This is a genomic window from Mobiluncus holmesii ATCC 35242 (genome assembly GCF_000185445.1).
GTDB lineage: Bacteria > Actinomycetota > Actinomycetes > Actinomycetales > Actinomycetaceae > Mobiluncus > Mobiluncus curtisii.
This window is the reverse complement of sequence record NZ_GL622346.1, coordinates 2,068,174-2,090,975: the sequence shown is the minus strand read 5'-3', so window position 1 is coordinate 2,090,975 and position 22,802 is coordinate 2,068,174. Positions and strand designations below refer to the sequence as shown.

Below are 22,802 nucleotides of genomic sequence, written 5' to 3'. Positions count from 1 at the left end.
GCGCGAAGTCCCCCTCGCACCGGGGAACCCGATTTTAGAGCACAGAAATCCTCTCGCGGTTCATCCCGTAGCTTTACCATCAGGTCCGAGTCGCTGCCCTTTCGACTTTGTCAGTCTCAAGCGCAACGGATATATAACTTAGTAGGTTTTCTACACAGTGTCAAATCGAAGTTGCACATGCGCTATTTTCCCTGTGTTTCCAACGGTTTTACAAAGCGGCTTTTTGGCGCAAAGCATCCGTCAGTTTCATTCGTGCGCCTGTAGCCAGGATTCCTCCTCGATACAGTCGCGCCCCCAGCCATAGCAAGAAGGGGAGAATCGCCAGGTTTATCAGCACAGAAAGCCAAGGCTCCCACCACTCCACGGTGGAGGAGGCAAGCTGACGTGCCGGCATCGCGTAGCAGTTGAGGAACGGGATTAACGAGACCACTTTGATGAAGACGCTTCCGGGCGTAAGGAGCGAGAAAATGGCGGCGTAGAACCCGCCCATCTGCAGCAAAATGAGCGGAAGGGTGGACTGGCCAACATCTTCTTGACGCGATGCCAGTGCCCCCGCCCCGGCGAATAGCACCATATAGGTCGCTAAGCCCAAGATAAACCACACTATGTACCAGCCAGAGAAACTGGCCAGGTCAATCCGGATTCCGCTGGCCAGGCCGGAAATTAACAAGGCCACCAGTCCAGCTGAGCCCATGATTACGATTTGCAGGGCTCCTAATAGTGTGATGCCCAGAATCTTGCCGATGAGGAGCTGCATAGGCGTCACTGTCGAAACCAGAATTTCCACTATTCGTGAGGATTTTTCTTCCACGACACCGTTAGCCACCAGCTGTCCCGACGCCATGACGAGGCCAAATAGCAGAGTAATGAGCACCATTACCACCAGGTAAGCCGCGAAGTTAAAGTCATCCCCGCTAGCCTCGGACTCTGAGACGTCTTTCACCTCGACCTGCACCTGTTGCATTTTCTGAGCGATTTCCTGGAAACTTCCACCCAGATTCCCAATATACGAGCTCAACATGACGCTTTGCGCGGTGGCATTAATCATCAACATCGCCGTAGGAGAAGCCGGTCCATCGCTAAACACCACTGGCTTATCCGCAGTACCGCCAATCCCCAGGCTAATCTCTTTGTTTTGTACCGCCTGTTCCAATTCCTGGTCGTCGGCGTATCCCTTTACCTCATACGCTGGTCCCATCGGGGAAGCTGTATTCAGAAAGGGATTCGCCTCGGGTTCAAAGGCCGGTGCGTAACTTTGGGTTTGGGTGGTTACGCCGATTTTCTCGGTGTCCGCTTCGGAGAGGTGAAAGAAATTTGCCAATCCCCCTGCTACTAACACCACCAGCACCACCACAATGGTAGAGATAATGGTGGATTTGGATTTCATTCGCACCGAGAACTCGCGCCCGGCGATAATCATGATTTGTTTCATTGCTGACCACCTTTCACATCCTCAATCTCGGTGCTGACCGTCTCGGTTACCCCGGATTTTGGTTCGCTTTCTTCCACAGCGCTGCGGAAGATTTCCGCCAGAGAGGGGATTACCGGGACAAATTCGGTGACACTCCCCGTCTCAACGGCGGCCTGCAGTATGGCGTGAGCCGTAGGGCTGTCTGAGAGAACCGGCACCAGCAAACCGCCGGAAATAAACTGTACCGATTGATTTAATTTTCGGGCAGCATCCGCCCCTGCCGCAACGGCAGCTGCATCGCCGCACAACCGAACCATCGGAGTCCCCACTTCTCTCCGCAACTTTTCAACCTCCCCCGAGGCAACTATGGAGCCGCCTGAAAGAATCGACACGTGCGTACACAGCGACTCCACCAGGGACAGCTGATGAGACGAGAAAATGACCGGCACCCCTTGTGCCGCATACTCCTGTAAAACTCCACTCATGACATCTACTGCCAGCGGATCCAAGCCCGAAAACGGTTCGTCGAGAATCAGCAGCACCGGATTGTGAACCAACGCCGCCGCTAGCTGCACGCGCTGTTGGTTGCCGAGGGAAAGTTTTTCCACATTATCTTTCAGCCGCTCGGACACTCCTAAACGCTGTACCCAGCGCTGGGTTGATTCGCGTGCAATGCTTCGATTCTGACCGTGCAATCTGGCAAAATATTCCAGCTGCTCGCCAACTTTCATCTTTGGATACAGACCGCGTTCCTCCGGCATATAGCCGATTGAGGCCCGCGCCGTGGCATCTATAGGTTCGCCCCCGAAAGTCACCCGTCCTTGATTCGGATCAGTAATGCCCATCACGATACGCATGGTTGTGGTTTTCCCGGCTCCGTTGGCTCCCACAAAACCCAAAATCTGACCAGGCTGCACATTCATAGAAACCCCTCGTAAAACTTCACGCGTTCCAAAAGATTTGTGCAAGCCCTCAATACACAGAGTCTTACTGTTTTGCACCAAGAGTTTCCCCCTCAATTTTTGTTACGTTGTTCTCAGAATACATATTCTCTCCCTCCCTCGCATCCAATTCCGTTAAATTTCCTGCTGCCCTGTCGAAAGAACCCGCCCCCCCCACGCATCCGGTTCCGTTTGCCAAGGTCTCCCGGTGTGGCGTATAGGATAAAACCCATGTCATGGTGGGAAGCGCTAATCCTCGGTATCGTCGAGGGCATTACAGAATACTTACCGGTCTCTTCAACGGGACACCTCACAATCGCTGAATACCTGATGGGTAAACAAATCGATGACGTAGGAATGGTCGCTTTCACAGCGGTCATTCAAATCGGCGCCATCGCGGCGGCAGTACTTTATTTTTGGAGCGATATTTGGCGCATCATTAAGGCTTGGGTGACGGGGGTATTTCACAAGTCCGCCCGCCGCCATCCCGATTACCGTTTCGGCTGGGCCATCATCATTGGGTCGGTGCCGATTGCTGTGGTGGGCTTGCTGTTTAAAGATTTTATAGAGACAGGCTTGCGCTCCATGTGGTTCGTAGCGGCAGGATTGGTAGTCTGGTCAGCAGTACTGTTCGCTGCCGACCACTATGCAGCTCGCCGAATGGCGAGGAAGCCCGCTCATAGCTGGCAAAACACCAATTCTGATAATCAAACCACCATAATTCAGGCGTTACTCATTGGTTTAATGCAGTGTGTATCGCTGATTCCTGGGGTTTCGAGATCCGGGGCGACAATTTCTGCAGGGCTGTTCCTCGGCTTTGACCGGGTGCTAGCGACCCGGTTGTCCTTTTTCCTGGGAATTCCGGCTTTGGTCGCCGCTGGGACTCTCGAGGGCATCAGCAATTTCGACACCATCGGGGAAACCGTAGGCTGGGCACCCACCCTTTTAGGGCTGGTCATGTCATTTGTAATCGGCTATGTTTCTATTGCTTGGCTGTTGAAGTTTGTCTCGAAACATAGCTTTAATTCTTTCATCATCTATCGTCTGTGCATCGGCGGGCTAATTGCGGTGCTGCTGATTGCTGGCGTTATTCCAGCGAATTGAAAGCAGGTACCGTGGAATCGCTAAACGCAGAACTTGGGTTGTTCATCTCTACCTTCACGACCTTGTTTGTAATCATCGACCCTTTTGGGAACCTCCCCGTATTCATGTCTCTGACAAAAGACCTCCCTAAGAAGCAGCGTCAAACTGTGGCTTTGCAAGCTAACTTGTTGGCGATCGTCATTCTGTTCGTATTCGGGTTCTTTGGCTTTCAGCTGTTCGGGCTGTTGGGAATCAGTCCCGCAGCTCTACAGATTTCCGGCGGGTTGCTGCTGTTGATTGTGGCTCTTCAGCTTCTGACCGGAGCGGAAGGAACTGTCGGCGAAGAAGGAGGCTCCCTAAACATTGCAGCTGTCCCACTGGGCACTCCCCTGTTAGCAGGACCGGGGTCAATAGTGGCGCTGATGGTTGCGATGGGAAATGCGGGTCATCATCCTCTGTCTGTAATAGCGGTGGCAAGTGGAGCTTTCGCAGTCATGTTCGCCTCCTGGCTGGCTATGCATTTTGCAACTCCGATTATTCATTTCTTGGGGAATTCGGGCGTCGCGGTAATGACCCGACTAGCTGGGATGCTGCTCGCAGCCATCGCGGTGGAGCTGATGATTAGCGGTGTAATCTCGGTGGTCAAAGATGTCGCCAAGACTCTCTAAGGCGTTATCCAAACAATTTATACCTAGGTCTTGTATATATTCTTTCTCACAATTTTTCCTGGTTTCAGCTGCCCCCTTCCCAGCAAAATGAAATTGGATTAAGCTGAAAGCAGCGACACATCTGGGTAAGGCTGCGCGTCCCCTACTCTCGCGGCTTTGCCCGAATTTGAGGAGGAGCATAATGACACAAGTAAAAGCCTACGCAATGGATGGACCCGATCAGCTTTTTCACCCCACAGTCTTGGAACGCCGGGAGCCCGGTCCCACCGAGGTTTATTTTGAAGTGAAATATGCCGGAGTCTGTCACTCTGACATTCACACCGGTCGTGGCGAATGGGGTTCCGTCACCTACCCGCTGACACCCGGTCATGAAATTGCAGGGATTGTGACAAAGGTTGGAACACACGTTACAAAATTTAAGGTCGGGGACCGCGTGGGAGTGGGCTGCTTCGTCGATTCCTGCGGGCATTGTGAGACTTGCCGAGCAGGCAGCGAACAGTTCTGCCGCAGCGACGGAGGCACTATCTGGACTTACAATTGTGTGGGACGCGATGGACTGCCTACCGCCGGGGGCTACTCACAGGGAATCACTGTTGAACAAGACTACATTTGCCACATTCCGGATTCCATTCCGTTGGACAAGGCAGCACCAATTTTGTGTGCAGGGATTACCTTGTACTCACCCTTAACACGCTGGGGCGCCGGTCCCGGCAAGAAAGTCGCCATTGTGGGAATGGGCGGTCTGGGGCACATGGGGGTCCAAATTTCTGCCGCTCTAGGAGCCGAGACACACGTCATTTCACGTACTCGCGCCAAAGAGGCTGACGCCATACGTTTCGGGGCAGTACAGTTACACCCCACCAGTGAAGATGGCACTTGGGAGTCTATGGCTGGACAATTCGACCTGGTCGTCTCCACACTGAGCGATGGGGTAGAAGTTGATGACCTAGTTGGTTGCGTGAAGCCTGAAGGCGTCGTGGCTGTAGTCGGGCTGCCCGAGCACAGGCAACAATTCTTGATGCGCAGTGTCGTCAACGATCAAAAGATTATCGCTGGTTCCAGTATCGGAGGCATCGCCAAGACTCAAGAAGTCCTGAATTTCTGCGCAGAACATGACATTGCACCCCAGATTGAAATCATCAGTGGCAATAAAATTAACGAAGCCTGGAATAACGTGGTGAATTCCAAGGTGCGCTATCGCTACGTGATCGACACGTCAACTTTCTGATTCACGAGAGTCCAAAAAGATTTTCCGCGTCACAAAGTTCCACGCTGCCACCACCACGGTGGCAAGGATTTTTGTGATGAGCGGCTCAATACAGAACACGACGTCGCCGACGTAGAGCATGATTTCGTTGATGCCCAATCCAATGACAGCACCCACGAAGAACAGTACCACCTCACGTCGGCGCGTCATGTCACTCTTGTGCCGAAACACATAGCGCATAGATGCCGCATAGTTAAAGGCTAGGGAAACACAAAAAGAAATCACTGCCGCAATGAGGTAATGAATCCCGACTATTTTATACAGCAAGGCAAAAAGCGCGTAGTCGATAAAAAATGCCAGCAATCCCACAATTCCGAAACCGATGATTTGTCTGCACAGATGCCAGAGTTTCTTCCGAAGACAATGCGATTGGGGTGACGGGGTCATTTCCATACATTCGACTATTGTCTACGACACTAGAATCGGAACCGGCTTCGCTCAATTCTGAACTTCCAGTCGTAAAGCTAGGGGTGTCGAGTCCTTTCAGATATATCCACGGATAGAACGGCTTTCGCAGGTCAACAAACCGCAAAATGGGTGGTTTTTAGTCTATTTTCCAGCCCTAAAATCGCTGGGAACTGCAATCTTACCCTTTCGGTGGAGCATAGGGGATTCGAACCCCTGACCTCAACATTGCGAACGTTGCGCGCTACCAACTGCGCCAATGCCCCGGTTCGTATAGATTGTAGCGGTTGAAGTAGCTAACTTCCAATTTTCCTCGCCGCCCCGTCGATGTCGTGTCAGAATGCCAGGAACAAACCGAGCATTCGCCTCAATCTCCGCTGGCGCGGCGTCGCTCGAGAATGCTTTCCAAATCCACCGGCGCAACGCTAATATCTTCAGCGCTCAGAGCCTCACCGGCGGGCAGAATCTGAGCAGTTTGCGGACGCATCGGTACTGGTGCATATTGCCAATCAGCTCGGAAGTCTTGTTCCACAACCACCTGGCGTATCGCTCCGGTCTTAAGCGTGTAAGACGGAGTCGGCAAGTCTGCAGGATTCCACTTTTTCACAGCGGGTTCAGACGCGGTTTTAGTGGGTTTTTCTACGAGTTCAGAGTTTGGAGCTTTCTCAGAGGTAATCTGTTTGTCGCCGCGGGAGTTTACCTTTGCTACCTTTTCCGGCACTTCGACGTCAGCAGATTTCTGTACCGAACGTTTCATATCTGCCGGCCGGTCTGTTTCCGCAGTTATGCTCACTGCCGCGGTAGGCGCTGCTTCATTAGCTATCCGCACGGCTTGCGCTAGAGTGCCAGGCATTTGTTTTCCTCCCGCTAGCGAAGTCGCCGCAACTTTAGCCCACTGCTTAGCTCCGCGCATTCCGACGGACTGCAATGCAGCTCTTCCCGCAGGGCTTTGCGCCAAACGCTTTTCCAAAGCCCGAATGGACTGCTGGAATTGACGATCTTGTTCGCGACCGTGCTTCGCCGCAATAACTCCCCACGAAATGGTTGCCCCTATACCCATCACAGGAGCTACCATCACCCACCAAGCGAGGAAACCGGTGGCTGCAAACGCACCAACTATAATCAAGGCAAGCACCATAGCTCCCAGCAGCCCGGCACGCCGACGAGCTGAAGTAACCCGATTGGAAGCTGCCGCTGCGCGGTTGGCTTTTATCTCTGTGTAGGTTCTCAAATCCTGAGCCATTTTAATGGGGCGAGTCGCTGCGAGCCCGAGCTTACCTTGGTTTTTATGCAGCGCAACCTCTACAGAATGCGGTCGCTGCGCCTGTTGGTCCAGGTCCAAGAGCCGCACTCCATCCGAAAAACGATCATCGTTTCGGGCTTGTCCCATCAGCCGTCGCGATTTTGCCACCTGCGGTAAAAGTACCACGGTGACCACCAATGTCAGACCTAACAGAATCCATGCAGAGATACCCACAAAACCAAAATAACGACCGGCTGGTACAAAAGGGTTGCGCCACTCCGGATGCCTCTCGGAATGGGACATTTTGACCAACAGCAGAATTCTCAGCAGTTAACAGTTGTCACACCAATAACTGTTTTAACAGTACCTCGCTAATTATTTTGACGGCGAATTATCGTGCTGACGCGTTGTCTCGAGCGTCGTCTCCAGCCTCGCCACCATGTCGCCAGGATGCCATTCTTCCGTGGTAATCGCGAAGGAACTATGATCTCGCCACGCCCCATCAATGTAGAGAAAACGCTGGCGCAATCCCTCATAGCGCAACCCGAGTTTTTCCACAACACGCAACGAAGGGCGGTTTTCCGGTCGAATGTTCACTTCTAACCGGTGCAGACCGTAGGACGCGAAAATCCAATCGATGACCATAGCTAGAGCCAGTGGAGTCAGCCCCCGACCGGCAAAGCGGGAATTAATCCAATAGCCCAGGGCAGCACTCATCTCTGCCCCACGATGTACGGAACTAAGCGAAATCTGACCAGCCAGACGCCCTTCTGCAACGATGCCGAAATACAATCCCTGTCCCAGACGTGCGGTGCGCGCGGCATCTTTCACGAATTCGTCGATGCTGACCGGATGTCCCAGCCCTGGTGGCGCTCCAGCTTCCCAGGGTGCCAACCAAGACCGGTCCGCCATTCGCAGCTTTTCGATGGCTAAGAAATCTCGCCCTTTCAACTGGCGTACTTCCAGCCAATCGAAATCTGTCTGTAGACCCCGTTGTTTCAGGTCTTCCTCCCGGATGATGACTCGCCGAAACGAGCCGGGGTAAACCGTTTCTCCTCGCAAATTACGCATTTTGTAACGCTCATTCCAAAACCATGCAGTGTAAAGTTTGCTGCGGTTTGACCTCAGTAACATCCTCCGGCACCACCGCAAATGCATTGGCTAAAGCCAAAGCTGCGAGGCGAGCCTGCGGATGCGAACCCAACACTTCCCCGCGATATTCTCCCGGCTTTCCGGTCAGAATCACCGGGACGAACTCGCGGCGTTCTGCGGGAGAAACCCAACCTCGTGACATTTTTGCGGACACCGAAGTACGGTACAAGTTCGACCAACCTGCCATCTTTCGTAACGCTGGACGCACAAAAGTTTCAAAGGCAACTTGGGCAGCCACCGGATTACCTGGCAAGCAATAAATCGGAACCTCCCCCAGCTTGCCGACACCCAACTGACGCCCCGGTGCAATCGCCACATTGTCAAAGCGCACGGCGCCTAAAGGAGTGAGTACGTCCTTCACAGTATCTGCCGGACCATAGGACAGACCTCCGGTAGTGACAATCACGTCAGCACGCACCAGTTGGTCTTCAATAGTTTCGCGCAATCGCGCCCGCTCATCGGTGACCATCACCCGAAAAGTTTTCGCGTCAACTTCCTCGGCAGCCGCCGCCAAGCTATGACCATTCGCGTCATTAACCTGACCCGGTTCACTATGGGCTCCCGGCTCAACGAGTTCATCACCAATACTCAAAATCACGACGCGAACTCGCGGATGCACCCGCACTCGCCCCTTGCCCAAAGCCGCTAATAAAGCGATTTTTTGCGCGTCTAAACGCTGACCGGCACGCAGTACCGTCGCACCGCTAGGGACATCAATACCGCTGGGAATAACCATTGCATCGGACCCTGGGGACGCCGGCTGGTTGACTGTCACCTGGGAAATCCCCATGTCTGTTGATTCCACCGGGACAACCGCATCAGCTCCAGGGGGCAGCGGAGCCCCCGAAGCAATCCGAATTGCGCTGCCTGGCACCAATCGGGCCCACACGGTATCTCCCGCTTGAATATCCGCGGTAACAGGCAAGATTGCGGGACTGTGGACCACATCCTGAGCACGGACCGCGTAGCCGTCCCCCCCAGCCAAGTCAGTTGCAGGCAGGCTGGAATCGGCAATAATGTCCGCCGCTAACACACAACCCACAGCATCTTCCAGGGGTACCGCCAGTTCCGGCAACGGCTCAGCTGCCAGCAGGCACAGATTCAGATGTTCTCCCACAGAACGCATCAGTCAGCGCCTGCCTTTCTGACCTGATTCGCGACATTTCCCCGGAGGAGTTTTGACCACTGTTGATTCATCAGTGCCGACTAAGCCCCGCATAAATTTCCGAAGCTCAGCACCGAAATCGGGGTTCTCCAGGGAAAGCTCCATTTGCGCCTGCAAGTATCCCGTCAAATTGCCGGTGTCGAAGTGGCGTCCCTGGGAGACAACTCCCCACACTCCGCCTCCCTCATGAGCAGGAATTTCAGCAAAAGTCGCGAGCGCATCAGTAAGCTGAATCTCGTTATTGCGCCCCGGAGCAGTACGTTCCAAAATTTCAAAAATGCGAGGACTCAACACGTAACGTCCCATCAAGGCGTAAGACGAACGAACCTGATTCGCATCCGGTTTCTCAATAATGTCAGCCAATTTGAACACTTCGTGTCCCGCTGCTGCCGCTCCCAAGTCAACCGACTCGACCCGTGCGGAGCTGTAAAGTTTCGCTTCCGCCACACTAACCTTCATCAGGGCTACCACACACCCTCCGGTTATCGCGTGCACATCCAGCATCGTTTGCAGCAAGGGATCTTCCGGGTGGTACAAATCATCCGGAAGCTGCACCACAAAAGGCTGTTCCCCGACAGAATCACGAGCCTGCAGAACGGCATGACCAAGCCCCTTAGCCTGTTCCTGCATCACCAAATCAACCTGGGGCAAGGGCAAATCCTGCGAATCAGACTCGTCGCCGGTATCGGTAAAAAAATCTCCCAGAGTTGCCTTTCGTGGACTGGTCACCACGTGAAACTGCTCAATCCCACACTGGAGAGCCTCATCAATCACGGTCATAATTACCGGTCGATCCACTAGGGGAAACAGCTCTTTGGGGACCGATTTGGTCAGAGGATACATCCGGGTTCCCTTCCCGGCAGCAGGGATGACGGAGCACCTAACTTCTAAACTCATAAATCAAGCCTAATCTATCTTGGTGCAATAACAAGATAAATCAACGTAAATAAGGCACAATGTTAAGGTGCATGAGATGGAGCTAAACCTACCTGATTTGCGTGGGCAGGAACCCGAAGACGCTAAGCAACAGTTAAGGCAACTCATTCGCGGAGCCAGAGACCGACTCAGTGACAGCCAGGTTTCAAAAGCTGGTCAGGATATAAGGGATCGAGTGCTGGAGTTCGCCGCCGATTTTCACACCATCGCCTGCTACGTCTCAGTTAAGAAAGAGCCTCCCACCTTGGATTTGATTGAGGCGCTTTATCAACAAGGAAAGCGGCTGTTGGTGCCAAAGCTTGGTTCCAAGCTAAACCGTGACTGGGCTTTTTATGCCGGTCGCGACGATTTAGCCAACCGATCGCCAAACCGACCGATGGAACCTAGCGGGGACGCTTTAGACTCCTCCGCCCTAGCCGCAGTGGATTTGGTCATCACCCCTGCTCTGGCAGTAGATAGACAAGGAAATCGCTTGGGTCAAGGCGGTGGCTGGTATGACCGAGCTCTACCTTATGTTAAGAAACAAACCCCTATCTACGCGATGTGCTACACCCATGAATTGCAGCGGGAACTAATCCTCCCCACGGACCAATACGACATTCCGGTAACCGGCGTGTTAACGCCCTCCTGCTGTTTCAAATTGAAAGATTCTGAGTTTCAAAAGTCCGGAATTTTGCCCGCTTAATTCCCCCATATTACTCCCTTGAACTGCTCTTTTACTGAAATTCTGAGAGTTTTCCACAAGGGTGGTGAAGATTGGGTTTTCCACAGGTAGGTAGCCACGGTAGTGGCGTAATGTCTGCGTTCTTCCTAGCGTGGGCTCATGACCATAAATCGTTTTTGGAATTGGCGTTATCCCCTCGCCGCAGGACTGGCTATCTTGGCAGTGTTCGTTGCGGTGACGCTCTTTTTACCTGAAAAAGCAGCCGCCACCGTGGTGGTAGTCAAACACGAAGTGTGTGCAGGCTGCGAAATCACTGCCCAGGACGTGAGGCTTTCCGCCCTCGCCCCCTCCGCTGTTCCCCAGGATCACTTTCAAAAAGCTGACCGTGTCATCGGGAAGACTGCTGCGGTGAGTCTGACTTCGGGAACGGTACTGCAACCAGCATTGCTGGTAGAAAACGCGGTGGAGGATCTGCGAACCGGAGAAGTTGCCTTCGCTATCGAAGTTAGCGATCCCGCGGTGGCAGGATTTTCCAAGACCGGGCAGTCGGTAGAAATTTGGTGTTCCGGGGGAAACGTGGATGGGCAACTGTTAGCTTCCAACGCCAGAGTGGTCGGCGTAAAGGCTGTCTCGGAGAATTTTTTGGGGACCGGAAACTCTGCCTCTATCGCTTACTTGGCAGCACCAGAGGACGAAGCCCGTCGAGTCATCGCTGCCAAGACCGACCATGACCTTAGCTTCGTAGTGCGCAGGTAGCGAATTCCGCGGCTACAACTTTCCAAAATGCGGGGGAATGTCATTTTGCAGTCGCTTGTCGTTGGATTCGTCGATTTCGTCCGGCGTTTCCGGGGGCATCTCCACACTTCCACCGCCAGGAATCGCAAAGGGGTTGTCCTTGCCTTCGTCTAGCTGGGAGATATAGGTGGCACGACGGTGACGGCGAATCCGCTGACGTTCCTTTTTCGGTTCAGGCTCGACCTTTTGGGCAGCAAAAATGTCTCGTGGCGTAGGTTTGTTCTGTTCCATCATTTTCCTCACAAGGCCGCGTTACGCCTACGGACTACATGACGTAGCACGGCGTCGACTTGAGCGCCGCGACGCGAAAGTTCTAAGGTTTCCCGCAATTCGTTCACCTGCTGATCCTCGCTACGTTCCACCCCGTCGGATTGAATCCATTCCAACAGTTCATCTAGCTGGTCATCCCCATAAGCCGCCAAAGGCAGTCCTTTTGCGACCGGAGGTCGCGGACCACGGGCAGCTCCAACCACGCGCAAATTCGGGGCAGCGGGATTTTTTTCTTCTGACTCCCGGTCCTCGGGGTTAGTGTTGGCGTTATCCTCAGCAGGGGTCTCCTCGGAGTTTCGGGGCGCAACAGATTCCGCTGCGGGCGATTCTGTACTATTCAGTACAGTTTTAGGACGACTTGATTCTTCAGGAACTTCGATTTGCGGAGCCGCGATGAGGGGAACCGAAAGCGCATCTTTTCGGCTAGTCAAAGCCGTTTCCACCGCGTGTCGGACCTTTGCCGCCTGCGCGGCAGGGTTCGCAAAAACTTCCATGGTGTAACAGGTGATGACTTTCCAACCAGCCGCTTCTAATCGGGCGGGCCAGAGCCTCTCCCGTCTGCGCAAGGAAGGTTCTCTCACGTAAGTGTCGTCGTCGGTCAAAACTGCTACCAGCAGCTCACTGGGCAGTTCAGCAGAACCAATCGCCAGGGGAATCTGAATTCCGTCTTTGAATCCGAAGCGAGGCACTACTGTCAGACCTGCCCGCCACAGACGCTCCGCTAAATCCACCAGCAGGCGGTCCGGTTCGGATTCAAAAGATTCCGGGGTCGTGAGAGCCCGTTCCATGCCTTCTGGGTTATCGGCGGAATCCAACAAATCCACCAGCATCCGAGCCCCCGGCTCACTAATCTTGGACACGTCAACCTCATTGGCTCTAAACGCACTGACGATTTCGAGTCGTTGACGCACCACTTCCAGGCAACCGACCACGTGGGCAACTCCGGAAGGACCAGAAACTGGACCAAAATTCAACTGCACGCGCCCGTGCGGAGTCTTGGACATACCCAAACTCATAATCACTACGTCTCGGCGCAGCCCGGTCGCCGCTGCGGAATCGACGATGACGAAAGGCTCCCGTCCACTCCCCTTGTGAAAAAAATCCTGCGCCTGCGGTACTTTTACCAAAGCATCGTTCAAGGCAGAACGAATTCGCGTCACTCCCCTGGGGTTCAAACAGACTACCGCCAGGGATTGCGAGGCACGGTTCAGAGCATGATCCAAAATCAACTCCACCACGCGTGAAATTTCGCCTCGTGAAATTACCGGTGAGCCATCCCGCGCCAGATGAGATTCTGAATCGCTTATCACGTGAAGTTTCACCAGCGAAGCCGGGCGCGGAGACGGTACGGGCGACACAGACGCACCGTAACCGTGACTCGCCAAGAACAAGGCAACCTGCTCAGAAAGCTCGCCCAAATCGCAGCGCAGCGAAACTACCGGCAGGACTTTTGCGGCAAGCTGAGTGAATCCAGTCCAGCCACGCCGTGAATCGCCGAGCACTACCAGCTGCTTTGCCCGCGCGATGAGCGGAATCACCTGAGATAAGCTCATAAAATCCAGATGATCCAACACTAAAACTTCGATTGTGGAACTTCCATAAATCTGAGCCAGCAGGTACGGCGAAAGTGCCCAGACGGGACGCAGTTGGCGAATTAGGGGAGCAAAACTTTGAAAATCAGACAGCGCCGCCGTATCCCCGCACTCGAGTACGGATTGCAAGACCTCAGCGGTCGAAGCCTGGGCTTGACGTGCTTGATTGGCAAGTTCGTGCATAGCTCGGGACACGGGGTACGGTAGCGATTCAATTTGCGCCAAATCCAAGGAACGCAGGGTATCTGCCAATTCGTGCATAGCTGCCCCATCGATACCTGCCAGGACCGAATCGCTCTGCAGAATCTTTAGCAAGATGGCTGACCACCATGCCAAATCAAGTTCTGCTAAAGCTAAATCAGCAGGAACTCGCCGCGCACGTAAATCATCGAGAAGCGGTCCCAAACCGGACTCTTTCAGTTCCTTTAGCAGCTGCACTTGCCGGGGCAGTCGCAATGCCTGGTCAGTCGTTTTGTCCAAGGATTTTACTAAATTCAAAAGGTCGGACAGCGGCACCTCCTCAGGTTTCGTCCCTTCGGGGGAGGTGACTTGGCTGAGAATGGGGGCTAGCGCCGCGACTTCGGCGAACACCTGCGCCGACAGTTCCCGTACCGCCTCAAATTCTTGTGGAATTCGTGGCCAAGCGCCCGGCAGCGCGTGACGACGCCACAGGTCACGAAAACTTTGGACTCGTACCAGTTCAGCGTGCAAATCTTGAGGTGCAACCCCCGGACGCAACGCATCTTTAGCTTGCTTTATCAGGGTTCGCTTGTCCTTGCCTTTCATCGGTAAGGAGCGCTCTTGCCGCCATTTGCGGCTGGCAGTAGCGATGACCATATCCGCTGCTGAATGCGCAAATATCTCGGGTTGGAAAATATCTAAGGAGCGCGCCACTCCCTCCAGCATTCCCAGTTGTTCTTTCCAGGCGTTCAGGGTTGAGGGGAGAACCAATCCAGTTTCTTCACTGACTCGTTCCAGTTCCTGATGCAGAGTTTCCAGACGACCGTCTGCCAGCGCATGAATCTTTTCGATGGCATCCTGGGCATCTGATTCGGTCGAAAGAACCACGCCTTTCCAGGGGGATTCCTGCAATTCCGGCTCAAGGAGACCGGCATCCTGAGCTCGGGTCAGCAGCTCCCGAGCCCGTTCGCGTCCCTCTTTGCTGGAATGCTCGTCATCGGCAAGTTCCAGTTTCACTTTCGTGCGCGGCCCCGGCTGCGCACTGGTTAAATCCGCAAGGGCTTGCAACGCCGCATAGGCGGAAACTCCCCACGGTTCACGTACCACATGTAAACGCTGGGTGTAAGCGCTCAGTTTGTCTCGGGTTTGCCGCAGCCTTTCGTGAGCGTCACCCAATTCGGTCACCGGTACTGGCGGCTGTGGATAAGCGGTGTCTTCGTTCAACAGTTGGTCGCGGAGCCCGCTGAGCCACTCACTAGCCCCGGTTAGGTCCAATACGAAACTGCCCAATCCGGTCTTTTGCATACCGTCCACTGTGACTCTACCAATTCGGCGCCCTCCCGGTACGTAGCAAACGTGTTTCCCGCTGGCCCCGCAATCTGCCAGGATTGCTTGTACGGTAGAGGCACCGGGCGCTCCCGGAGGAACATCGACGAAAATAGAACGTCCGCTGGCAATCAATTCCACAACTCGGGCTTGGCTCACGTCCAAGTCTCCGATGCCGCGTTCCAAATCCGGATCCCGGTCTGCCGGGCTGGTCTCCGGCAATGGTTCCAAGAGCTCAGCAGCTGCCGATTTATCTCCGGCGAAGGCTCTGACCAGTGGATTCTTGCCAGCCATCGGGAGGATAGCATCCCAATCTGAGCTGAGTACCGCACTGGAGACTCCCAGATTGGCAACCAGCAAATTTTCTTTGAGATCAAATCCTGGTATAAAGTCTTGTCCCGCTCGGCGAATCGCTTCCAGAGCTGGGGTCACGTTCAGGCGACCGTCTTCTAAGCTCGCGGCGATTATGGCTTCGGGATTGCAATCGATATGACGGTCACGAAATGCTTTCACCAGAACCGGATTTATCACGACGGACCCGCCCATTTTTAAGGTGTAGTCTCCGTCAATCGCCTCCAGCTCCAGCGGACGCATCAGAACCGGCAGATTAAATTTTTCCAGTTTGAAATGACTGAGTTCGGGGCGAGTGCCTCGTTCAGATTCTTTAAAAGGGGGCAATTGTGTCCAATTAGCTACCCCAATCACCAGATTGGTGGGGTACAGCCCGCTGCGCGCTACTGAGGATTTCTTTTCCGCGTCTAGTTTCCTCATCACTGCCCGAGCGGCTCCCAAGACAGTGTTGTCACGCAGTAATGAAGATAATTTTGTCAGTCGACCACCATACAACTGAGCTATTCCCGCCGGATGCGCCCCCGTCAAATCAAGAAGGTTCTGCAGAGTATCGAGGTCACGTAGCCCCTGAGCTCCCGGCGAAGCCGAGGCTTCTTCAGCCCACCGCGTCAGACGCTCCTGAACCGAATCGACTGCTACAGACTGTAGGACTTCGGTGGCAGCATCATCGCGCGCAGAGGAAGCGGGCTCGGAATTTGCCGCACTTTCTCCGGGGTTTTGTACCGGCTGTTCCAAATCTTCTTCCACATATCCACGATAGGTGAAATATGGCACAATTCAGCGATGGCGCGCCAAAAGTGGGTGAATCTAGCGGAGGAAATGGGAACTCACAACCCGGATTACCCCACAGTTTCCAGCTGCCCCAGCAGGCGCTGAATCACCGTTCCCAGCACTGCAATCAGGTCTTCACGACTCATAGAGGCGAGAGGCTCCAGCTTTACCACATAGCGAGATAGCAAAACCCCCAGAATCGCACTCAACATCAGCTCTATGGCCAAATCCAAATCTGTCCCGACTTGTTCCTTAATGCTGGCCATAATTTGATTTTCCACATAGTTCGCAAAGGTCTGCTGGGTTGCCGAATCTTGCAGCAGCAGGTTAAACAACGTCTCCAGAGTTCCCGCCGTAGCGGCTTGTTCCCAAGTATTCAAAATGGTGGCAGCCAAACGGTGTCCGGTTTCTTCTGGAGGACCCTCCACCAACGCCGCTGTCATCAATTGCTTGGGATCTCCCGGCAAAGCCAGCGATTCTCGCAACAGATGAGCCTTGGAACGAAAGTAATACGCGATGAGCGCCGGATCCACTCCGGCACGGCGAGCAATTTCGCGGTAGGTAGCGTGTTTATAGTCCAGTTCGGTAAATGCCGCATGGGCTGCTGTCAGGATTCTTTCTCGCGTTTCTCCTCGCGGTCCCGAAGGACCTCTCCGGACTAAATTCGCACTCTTGACCAATTTAACAAACCTCACGTTACTTAATTATTTGTTCAAGTTTCAATAACGATTCCGCCAACTCTCCACCTGTTTTCGAGGTGAACTCAAGTATTTCGCATTTTATATTATTCTAATTTCAACACGTTAAAATTTCTCGGTTGTCTCGATAGGTTCCTAGCAAGCACGGCAAGGAAATGAATTGAGGCCCATCGTATGAGTGTTAGTGCCGCGAACATCATCCGCCTCGGAGTCGATGTGGGTTCCACCACGGTAAAGGCGGTAGCCCTCAACGCTCAAGGACAAAAAGTCTTTGCCGACTACCGCCGACACAAAGCAGATGTTCGCCGTGAGCTAACCCAGCTTTTGGAAGATGTCCTCATCGATTTGGGTGACGTTACCGTCCAAACCGCAGTCACCGGCTCGGGCGGTCTGCAAATCGCGAACTCTATGCGGGTTCCCTTTGTTCAGGAAGTCATTGCAGAAACCGAAGCTGTGCGTCAACACAGCCCGCAAACTGACGTCATCATCGAACTGGGCGGGGAAGACGCGAAACTGACCTATCTGCATCCGACTCCCGAACAGCGAATGAACGGGTCTTGTGCGGGCGGAACCGGGGCATTCATCGACCAAATGGCGACCCTGCTGGACACCGATGCCGAGGGAATGAACAGACTTGCGGCACAATCCCAGACCATTTACCCCATAGCTTCACGCTGCGGCGTTTTTGCAAAATCCGACATTCAACCGTTGTTGAACCAGGGCGCCGCCCACGCAGACATTGCGGCCTCTGTGTTCATAGCTGTAGCCACGCAAACCATTGCGGGTCTCGCTAACGGTCGCCCTCTTCGTGGTCAGGTCATGTTCCTCGGCGGACCGCTCCATTTCCTGCCGGAGCTGCGCCAGGCTTACCAAAAGCTGCTACCAAAAGTCGAAAACTTTTACACGCCCCCCGACGCGCAACTCTTTGTAGCCTTAGGCAGTGCTTTGTTGGCAGACGGAGGAGGCGCGGGTGGTCCAGCTGCCACCCCGGAAAGCCTGAAAGTCCTGATTGACCGCCTGAAACAGGCTAAAGTCATCCATGAATCGACCCGGATGCGCCCCCTATTCAAAAACGATGCCGAGCTGGCGGAGTTCCGTCAGCGCCACCGGCGCGATTGCATCCAGTCCCTGGACCCGAATGAAGCGCAAGGTCGTTGTTGGCTGGGGATTGACGCCGGTTCCACCACCATCAAAGCGGTAGTTATCGACGAGACAGACCGCATAGTTTTCTCTCATTACGCCACGAATGAAGGGAATCCCCTCCGAGCGGCCATCGAGATTATCCGCCAAATTCACCAGGAACTTCCAGCAGACACCACTATCGGACGCGCTTGCGCTACCGGTTACGGTGAAGGCCTGATAAAGACCGGGCTGAGTCTGGACGAAGGAGTCGTGGAAACTATGGCTCACTATCGGGCGGCAAACCGTATCGCTCCGGGGGTAACTTCGGTGGTGGACATCGGCGGCCAGGACATGAAATTCATCAAGATTAAGGACGGCAGTGTCGACTCGATTTCAGTCAACGAAGCGTGTTCTTCCGGCTGCGGTTCGTTCTTGCAAACGTTTGCCGCCACAATGAGTACCACGGTACAGGAGTTTGCTGCCGCCGCGGTGCAGAGCCCCAATCCGATAGATTTAGGAACCCGGTGTACCGTGTTTATGAATTCTTCGGTCAAACAAGCCCAAAAAGAAGGCGCCGATACCGGGGCTATCGCCGCGGGGCTGTCGTATTCGGTAGTACGTAACGCTCTGTATAAAGTCATCAAGCTAAAAGACCCTTCAGATTTGGGTGACAAGGTTGTGGTGCAGGGAGGTACTTTCCTGAACGATGCCGTATTGCGGGCGTTCGAGTTACTGACGAAACGTGAGGTGATTAGACCCAATATCGCCGGTCTGATGGGAGCCTACGGGGCGGCCTTGAGCGCCAAAATGCACGATGACCCCACCGCAGAATCCACTCTGGCAAGCTTGGCGGATTTGGATGCCTTCGATGTTGAAACCACCCATAAAACCTGCAACTTTTGCCAAAACCACTGCCAGGTGACGATTTCTACCTTCGCTAACGGATCCCGCCATGTCACCGGCAACCGTTGTGAACGCGGCGCTAGCTTGGAAAAACGACCTCAAAAGTCCGAGGTTCCAAACCTCTATGACTGGAAATATCGCCGGCTGTTCGCCTATCGTCGGCTGACCGAAGACAAAGCCACTCGCGGGGATATCGGCATTCCTCGCGTTTTGGGAATGTATGAGGATTATCCGCTGTGGTTCACAATTTTGAGCCAGCTGGGTTTTCGCGTCATGATTTCGGGACGGTCCTCCCACGATCTGTTTGAACAGGGAATGGAATCAATTCCCTCGGAAAATACCTGCTATCCGGCAAAACTGGCCCACGGGCATATTGAGCAGCTACTAGAAAAAGGGATACAAACAATTTTCTACCCCTGCGTGAGCTACAACACACCCCGTAATCTCCAGGCAGACAATCATTTCAATTGTCCGGTCGTCGCCACCTATCCCGAAGCGCTACGTCACAACGTGGAAGGTCTTGATGCCCCCGGAGTTCGTTTCATCTCACCGTTCTTAAACCTGGCGAATCCAGAATTTGTGGCAAAACGTCTGACTGAAGTATTTGCTGACTGGAATGTCACTATTGAGGAGGTCACCGCCGCGGTTCACGCCGGCTACGCCGAGGACGCGAGAGTCAAAGACGAGATTCGTCAGCAGGGTCGTCTGGCCCTGGAATGGATGCGCGCGCATGGCAAACGCGGTGTGGTCCTAGCGGGTCGTCCCTACCACTTGGATCCGGAAATCAATCACGGAATTCCCGAGGCAATTGTCAGCTTGGGCATGGCGGTGCTGACGGAGGACTCTATCGCTGACGGACATCTGGAACGCCCGCTGCGGGTGCGCGACCAGTGGACTTATCACTCTCGCTTGTACGAGGCTGCCGCCCGAGTTTCCTCGGAACCAGATTTAGAGCTGGTGCAGCTGACCTCGTTTGGTTGTGGTCTCGATGCCGTCACCGCAGAACAGGTACAAGAAATCCTGGAAGGCCAAAACGACATCTATACCCAACTCAAGATTGACGAGGTCTCAAACCTAGGAGCAGCAACCATTCGTCTACGTTCCCTGGCCGCGGCCGCTATCGAGCGCACAGGACGCTCTAAACGCCCGGACGGCAACATCAGTGTCGCCGGTCTGACCGGCAGCGCGAACGTAGACAGTACCGGCACTGTCAACGTGAGTTTTCTACCCAACTCCTCCCCCGAGACTGCTGAGAACCATCATCAGGTCGCTGGTGAAGCTCTCACCTCAGCGACCGTGGCTACCTTCCCTGCCAGCTCTACCCGCCCAGAGGGAGTGCCCAGTCCCCTATCCGTACTCCATAGTGCCGGCAAGAACCCTGCGGGTCATGTCTACGAGGCACACCCCTTCACAAAAGAGATGCGAGATGCCGGCTATACCATTCTGGTGCCGCAGATGGCGACCATCCAATTTCGTCTGGCAGAGCCAATCCTGAAACGCAAAGGGTACAACATTCGGCTGCTGGAGACTGTCGACGCGCAAACCATGGAGACTGGGCTCAAGTACATCAATAACGATGCCTGCTACCCCTCGCTGGTGGTGCTGGGGCAGCTCATCGACGAATTTGTTTCCGGACGAGCCAACCCGGATAAAACTGCCGTAGCCATGAGCCAGACCGGCGGGATGTGTAGGGCGACAAACTATGCTTCGCTGCTGCGTAAGGGATTGCGAGATGCCGGATACCCGCAGGTCCCGGTCATTGCCATGTCCCTGCAAGGACTGGAAGAAAACCCCGGATTTAAGTTCACGATTCCGATTTATCATCGAATTATTCAAGCCTTGGTCATCGGCGACGCTATTCAAAAGATGCTGCTGCGAGTCCGACCCTACGAGGCGGATCCAGGCTCGGCGCTGGCTCTTTATGAGCGCTGGAACGCGTTGTGGCGCGACTGGTTTGCTTCGAGCGGAAAACGAGTCGACGGTTTCGGACGTGTCAGCTATGCCAAGCTCACGAAGATATGCGTACGTGAATTTGATGCCCTTCCCCTGCGGAACATTGCCCGCAAGCCGCGGGTCGGAATCGTCGGAGAAATACTGGTCAAATTCCATCCCTACGCCAATAACCATGCGGTACAAACCATCGAAGACGAAGGCTGCGAAGCGGTCTTGCCCGGTCTGCTGCAATTCTTTGAATACACGCTTGCAGACGGTAAATGGGACTGGGAGCACCTGGGGATAAACCCCCTCGCCCGGTTCACGAAACCACTGGCACTGTGGCTTTTGCGCCGATACACCGCAACGGTGAACAAGGCGATGTCAGCCACCAACGGCAAATTCCTGCCTTCCCACAACATTATGGATATGTATGAGCGTTCCCAAGACATCGCGTCCATGGGCAACCAGGCGGGAGAAGGTTGGTATTTAGTTTCTGAGATGGTGGACATGATTGAAAGTGGCTGCCCGAATATCATTTGTGTGCAGCCCTTCGCCTGCCTGCCTAACCACATCGTCGGCAAGGGCATGTTTCGACCGTTGCGCAACCGTTATCCCCAGGCAAATATCGTCGGAATTGATTACGACCCTGGAGCTTCGGCAGTGAACCAGCTGAATCGGATTAAACTCATGATTTCGACTGCAAAAATCAACGCTGGGCGTGATTTGGACTTTAGTAAGCTAGGCGCGGATCTACCCGAAATCTCGGTGGCTGACTCTCCCACTAGCTGTTGTTCCAATCCGAACCAGCCATTGCTGCTGGGAATGCCGACTCTGCCCGACCAAGATTAAACGAAGTGCCCCCGAGCCGATTCGAACGGCCGACCTACCGCTTAGGAGGCGGTTGCTCTATCCACTGAGCTACGAGGGCAACGTCATCAAGTCTACTGTGTTTTCAGTGCGTTTTTAAAACTCTCTCCACAGCAGACTGGTAGCAATAAAAAGCGAGTGGAGCCGAATTCCCGACTCCACTCGCCCAAGTCTGAAAGTTACTGTCCGATGCGCACGTATTCAGGGTTGCCGTAAACTTGTTGAACCCTCACGGACTCACCAGGTCGTGGGGAGTGCACCATCTTGCCTTCACCGAGGTAGACACCAACGTGACCGCCATAGTAGACGATATCGCCTGCTTGGGCTTCCCCGGCGGAAACATGCTTACCGGAAGCACCTTGTGCCCACGAAGTACGCGGCAGGGCAATCCCTGCTTGGTTGTATACGTAACCAACGAAACCGGAGCAATCAAAGCCGTTAGGAGTAGTTCCGCCATAAACGTAGGGCACGCCCTGGTAACGCAGGGCAATGTCCGCGATAGAACCGCCGGCAATATTAGCGGGAATGGAAATCGGAGCGGCAGAAACTGCGGCGCGGTGGGTGCTGCGAGCAGCGGTTCCCTGATTGTTAGTGCTCTGCGCTTGCTCCTGTTGCTGCTGCGCCGGCACCTCAACTTGACCCTCGGTCCACGCCACGTTCTCCGGGGCGGTGACTACCGGGTTGGCAGCAACCGCGAGGTGTGCCTGTGCAACAGCGTCGCCCACCTGGGCAGAGACCGGTACTTTGACCTGAGAAGGGGCATCTGTGCCCTCGGGAGCAGCAATAGCTGAACCTGCCCAAACGGTGCCCAACGCCAAACCGGCGGAGGCTGCGGCTACGAAGCCCTTCTTTGCGTCAATGGTTTTCAGAGAATCCAAAGGTGTAACGGGCTTAGTGGCAGCACGATGCCGAGCCCGAGAAGTGGTGTTAGCCAACCTTGTCCCTTTCCTTGAAGGCCTGATTTCAAGTTCAGATTCCGAACGGCACAACCCGTCCCCAGAACGTGTTCCTAACACTACACCAAAGAAATTCAAATGTCACATTTGGATAACAATTC

General features: G+C 54.2%; 17 protein-coding genes and 2 tRNA genes. 6 read left to right on the top strand and 13 right to left on the bottom strand.

Features of this window, described 5'->3' with window-relative positions; translation table 11 throughout:
• Positions 1-208: 208 nt before the first annotated feature.
• Together HMPREF0576_RS08915 and HMPREF0576_RS08910 are read right to left on the bottom strand one after the other, a co-directional pair.
• The gene (locus HMPREF0576_RS08915; RefSeq protein ID WP_004011545.1) at positions 209-1,432 is read right to left on the bottom strand and encodes an ABC transporter permease; all 1,224 of its coding nucleotides are present in this window, start codon (positions 1,430-1,432) and stop codon (positions 209-211) included.
• On the bottom strand, positions 1,429-2,412 hold the full coding sequence (locus HMPREF0576_RS08910) for an ABC transporter ATP-binding protein (protein ID WP_004011544.1): 984 nt from the start codon (positions 2,410-2,412) through the stop codon (positions 1,429-1,431). Before HMPREF0576_RS08910 ends, HMPREF0576_RS08915 begins: the two co-directional genes overlap by 4 nt.
• Before the next feature lie 171 nt (positions 2,413-2,583).
• Here HMPREF0576_RS08910 and HMPREF0576_RS08905 point away from each other — a divergent pair, with 171 nt between their 5' ends.
• The 3 genes from HMPREF0576_RS08905 to HMPREF0576_RS08895 all read left to right on the top strand — a co-directional run bounded on the left by HMPREF0576_RS08905 (position 2,584) and on the right by HMPREF0576_RS08895 (position 5,331).
• Positions 2,584-3,456 carry an undecaprenyl-diphosphate phosphatase gene (locus tag HMPREF0576_RS08905; protein WP_004011543.1) on the top strand — a complete coding sequence of 291 codons (873 nt, stop codon included), beginning with the start codon at positions 2,584-2,586 and terminating at the stop codon, positions 3,454-3,456.
• Entirely contained in the window at positions 3,453-4,103 is a 651-nt protein-coding gene (locus HMPREF0576_RS08900) for a MarC family protein (RefSeq protein WP_004011542.1), read from the top strand. Before HMPREF0576_RS08905 ends, HMPREF0576_RS08900 begins: the two co-directional genes overlap by 4 nt.
• A gap of 181 nt (positions 4,104-4,284) precedes the next feature.
• Positions 4,285-5,331 (top strand): NAD(P)-dependent alcohol dehydrogenase, encoded by a 1,047-nt coding sequence (locus HMPREF0576_RS08895; RefSeq protein WP_004011541.1) that lies wholly within the window; start codon positions 4,285-4,287, stop codon positions 5,329-5,331.
• Here HMPREF0576_RS08895 and HMPREF0576_RS08890 read toward each other — a convergent pair.
• The 6 genes from HMPREF0576_RS08890 to HMPREF0576_RS08865 all read right to left on the bottom strand — a co-directional run bounded on the left by HMPREF0576_RS08890 (position 5,320) and on the right by HMPREF0576_RS08865 (position 10,232).
• Entirely contained in the window at positions 5,320-5,763 is a 444-nt protein-coding gene (locus HMPREF0576_RS08890; RefSeq protein WP_004008030.1) for a GtrA family protein, read from the bottom strand. The two genes, HMPREF0576_RS08895 and HMPREF0576_RS08890, sit on opposite strands and share 12 nt — an antisense overlap.
• A 205-nt stretch (positions 5,764-5,968) precedes the next feature.
• Positions 5,969-6,041 (bottom strand) — tRNA-Ala (locus HMPREF0576_RS08885).
• Positions 6,042-6,142: 101 nt separating this feature from the next.
• A complete protein-coding gene (locus HMPREF0576_RS08880) occupies positions 6,143-7,321 on the bottom strand; it encodes a hypothetical protein (RefSeq protein ID WP_245527414.1) in 1,179 nt (392 codons plus the stop codon).
• Positions 7,322-7,393: 72 nt separating this feature from the next.
• Positions 7,394-8,089: a GNAT family N-acetyltransferase gene (locus HMPREF0576_RS08875; protein WP_004011539.1), complete on the bottom strand. Its 696-nt coding sequence runs from the start codon at positions 8,087-8,089 to the stop codon at positions 7,394-7,396.
• Between the two features lie 10 nt (positions 8,090-8,099).
• The gene (locus HMPREF0576_RS08870) at positions 8,100-9,296 is read right to left on the bottom strand and encodes a molybdopterin molybdotransferase MoeA (protein WP_004011538.1); all 1,197 of its coding nucleotides are present in this window, start codon (positions 9,294-9,296) and stop codon (positions 8,100-8,102) included.
• A gap of 3 nt (positions 9,297-9,299) precedes the next feature.
• A complete protein-coding gene (locus HMPREF0576_RS08865; RefSeq protein WP_004011537.1) occupies positions 9,300-10,232 on the bottom strand; it encodes a UTP--glucose-1-phosphate uridylyltransferase in 933 nt (310 codons plus the stop codon).
• A 76-nt stretch (positions 10,233-10,308) separates the two neighbouring features.
• Here HMPREF0576_RS08865 and HMPREF0576_RS08860 point away from each other — a divergent pair, with 76 nt between their 5' ends.
• Both HMPREF0576_RS08860 and HMPREF0576_RS08855 read left to right on the top strand, forming a co-directional pair.
• The gene (locus HMPREF0576_RS08860; RefSeq protein WP_004008025.1) at positions 10,309-10,956 is read left to right on the top strand and encodes a 5-formyltetrahydrofolate cyclo-ligase; all 648 of its coding nucleotides are present in this window, start codon (positions 10,309-10,311) and stop codon (positions 10,954-10,956) included.
• A gap of 138 nt (positions 10,957-11,094) precedes the next feature.
• Positions 11,095-11,691 (top strand): SAF domain-containing protein, encoded by a 597-nt coding sequence (locus HMPREF0576_RS08855; RefSeq protein ID WP_004008024.1) that lies wholly within the window; start codon positions 11,095-11,097, stop codon positions 11,689-11,691.
• A gap of 12 nt (positions 11,692-11,703) precedes the next feature.
• Here HMPREF0576_RS08855 and HMPREF0576_RS08850 read toward each other — a convergent pair whose 3' ends face one another.
• The 3 genes from HMPREF0576_RS08850 to HMPREF0576_RS08840 form a co-directional block, all read right to left on the bottom strand.
• A complete protein-coding gene (locus tag HMPREF0576_RS08850; protein ID WP_245527403.1) occupies positions 11,704-11,961 on the bottom strand; it encodes a hypothetical protein in 258 nt (85 codons plus the stop codon).
• Between the two features lie 8 nt (positions 11,962-11,969).
• Entirely contained in the window at positions 11,970-16,196 is a 4,227-nt protein-coding gene (locus HMPREF0576_RS08845; protein WP_004011535.1) for a hypothetical protein, read from the bottom strand.
• Between the two features lie 92 nt (positions 16,197-16,288).
• Positions 16,289-16,915: a TetR/AcrR family transcriptional regulator gene (locus tag HMPREF0576_RS08840; RefSeq protein ID WP_245527402.1), complete on the bottom strand. Its 627-nt coding sequence runs from the start codon at positions 16,913-16,915 to the stop codon at positions 16,289-16,291.
• 177 nt (positions 16,916-17,092) lie between these two features.
• On the opposite strand from HMPREF0576_RS08840, the gene HMPREF0576_RS08835 reads away from it, so the two are divergent.
• Positions 17,093-21,727, top strand: coding sequence for an acyl-CoA dehydratase activase-related protein (locus HMPREF0576_RS08835; protein ID WP_004011533.1), 4,635 nt, complete (start codon positions 17,093-17,095; stop codon positions 21,725-21,727).
• A 6-nt stretch (positions 21,728-21,733) separates the two neighbouring features.
• On the opposite strand, the gene HMPREF0576_RS08830 is transcribed toward HMPREF0576_RS08835, so the two are convergent.
• Both HMPREF0576_RS08830 and HMPREF0576_RS08825 read right to left on the bottom strand, forming a co-directional pair.
• Positions 21,734-21,806: transfer RNA gene (locus HMPREF0576_RS08830), tRNA-Arg, on the bottom strand.
• Positions 21,807-21,924: 118 nt separating this feature from the next.
• Positions 21,925-22,680 carry a C40 family peptidase gene (locus HMPREF0576_RS08825; RefSeq protein WP_245527401.1) on the bottom strand — a complete coding sequence of 252 codons (756 nt, stop codon included), beginning with the start codon at positions 22,678-22,680 and terminating at the stop codon, positions 21,925-21,927.
• Positions 22,681-22,802 lie beyond the last annotated feature (122 nt).